The 2,039-nt window shown below is 70.7% G+C and carries 1 protein-coding gene; it reads right to left on the bottom strand.

The annotated features are described in order from the left end of the window. Positions 1 to 8: 8 nt before the first annotated feature. Positions 9 to 1,811, bottom strand: coding sequence for a methionine--tRNA ligase (gene metG, locus ACWEVO_RS35620; RefSeq protein ID WP_452311799.1), 1,803 nt, complete (start codon positions 1,809 to 1,811; stop codon positions 9 to 11). Positions 1,812 to 2,039: the final 228 nt, after the last annotated feature.

Here is a 2,039-nt window from a genome sequence, read left to right as displayed (position 1 = left end):
CGTCGGGTTCAGCCGGCCAGCCGGGCCAGCTCCTCGTCGACGATCGACGGGTCGAGCTTGCGGAACACCGGCTTCGGCGCCGCGAGCGGCCGGCCTGCCTCCAGCGGTACGGACTCCCAGCGCGCGCCGACGGTGTAGTCGCCGGTCAGCACCGGGTACGCCGGACCACCGTCGAGGTCCTCGACCTCGTCGATCACCGGCATCGGCGCGTGCACGCCGGTGCCGCCGAGCAGCTCGTGGATCTGCTGTGCGGAGTGCGGCAGGAACGGGGTGAGCAGCGTGTTGGCGTCGCTGACCACCTGGAGGGCGACGTGCAGGATGGTGCCCATCCGGGGCTTGTCGTCCTCGCCCTTGAGCTTCCAGGGCGCCTGCTCCGACAGGTACTTGTTGGCCTCGGCGACGACCCGCATGGCCTCGCCGATGGCCTGCTTCTGCCGGTGCCGGGCGATCAGGTCGCCGACGGTGGCGAAGCCGGCCTTCGCGATGTCCAGCAGCGCCTGGTCGGCGTCGGTGAGCCCGGCCGGGTCGACCGGCGGGATGGCGCCGAAGTTCTTCGCCGCCATTGAGATGGACCGGTTGACCAGGTTGCCCCAGCCGGCGACCAGCTCGTCGTTGTTGCGGCGGAGGAACTCGGCCCAGGTGAAGTCGGTGTCGTTGCTCTCCGGGCCGGCGACCGCGATGAAGTAGCGCAGCGCGTCGGCGTCGTACCGCTCCAGGAAGTCCCGGACGTAGATGACCACCTTGCGGGAGGAGGAGAACTTGCGTCCCTCCATGGTCAGGTATTCGCTGGAGACGACCTCGGTGGGCAGGTTGAGCCGGCCCAGCTCGCCCGGTTCGCCGTCGCGGGAGCCGTCGCCGGAGTAGCCGCCGAGCAGCGCCGGCCAGATGACCGAGTGGAAGACGATGTTGTCCTTGCCCATGAAGTAGTAGCCGCGGGCGTCCTTGCCCTCGGCGTCGGCCGACCACCACTTGCGCCAGGCCTCGGGGTCGCCGGTGCGGCGGGCCCATTCGATCGAGGCGGACAGGTAACCGATGACCGCGTCGAACCAGACGTAGATCCGCTTGTCGGGCCGGTCGCGCCAGCCGTCCAGCGGGATCGGCACGCCCCACTCCAGGTCCCGGGTGATGGCCCGCGGCTGGAGGTCGTCCAGCAGGTTGCGGGAGAAGCGCAGCACGTTGGGGCGCCAGCCCTCGCGGGTGTCCAGCCACTGCCGCAGCGCGTCGGCCAGGGCGGGCAGGTCCAGGAAGAAGTGCTCGGTCTCGACGAACTCGGGCGTCTCGCCGTTGATCTTCGATTTGGGGTTGATCAGGTCGATCGGGTCGAGCTGGTTGCCGCAGTTGTCGCACTGGTCGCCGCGGGCGCTGTCGTAGCCGCAGATCGGGCAGGTGCCCTCGATGTAGCGGTCCGGCAGGGTGCGGCCGGTGGACGGGGAGATCGCCCCGGTGGTGACCTTGGGGACGATGTAGCCGTTGCGGTAGAGCCCCTGGAACAGCTCCTGCACCACCGCGTAGTGGTTGCGGGTGGTGGTCCGGGTGAACAGGTCGTACGACAGCCCGAGCGCGCGCAGGTCCTCGGCGATCACCCGGTTGTACCGGTCGGCCAGCTCGCGCGGGGTGACCCCCTCGGCGTCGGCCTGCACCTGGATCGGGGTGCCGTGCTCGTCGGTGCCCGAGACCATGAGCACGTCGTGGCCGGCCATCCGCATGTACCGGGCGAAGACGTCGGAGGGAACGCCGAATCCGGATACGTGGCCGATGTGGCGCGGGCCGTTGGCGTAGGGCCAGGCGACCGCGGCGAGAACGTGACTCATGACCGTCAAGCCTAGTGATTGCCCCGGGCCACCCGCGAACCAATAGGGCGCGTCCCACGCCACGCCTCCCGCCGCCCGTCCGATTTGTCGCCGACACGCGGCCTGAGCTGCCCGGCCGTCCCCCCGTACCGGTGTGAAATGAACGGCGTGACCAGCAGACCAGCGGCACCGGGCCAGGACGGGTCCGCCGCCGCGCCGACCGGCGCGCGCGGCCGGGGGGCGCCGCCC

Source organism: Micromonospora sp. NPDC003776, assembly GCF_053605645.1.
The sequence above is the reverse complement of the archived record's forward strand: the minus strand, read 5'-3'. Positions and strand labels throughout refer to the sequence as shown.

Coding starts and splice junctions, on each gene's coding strand:
- metG (WP_452311799.1), bottom strand. CDS start 1,811: ATGAGTCACGTTCTCGCCGCGGTCGCCTGGCCCTACGCCAACGGCCCG.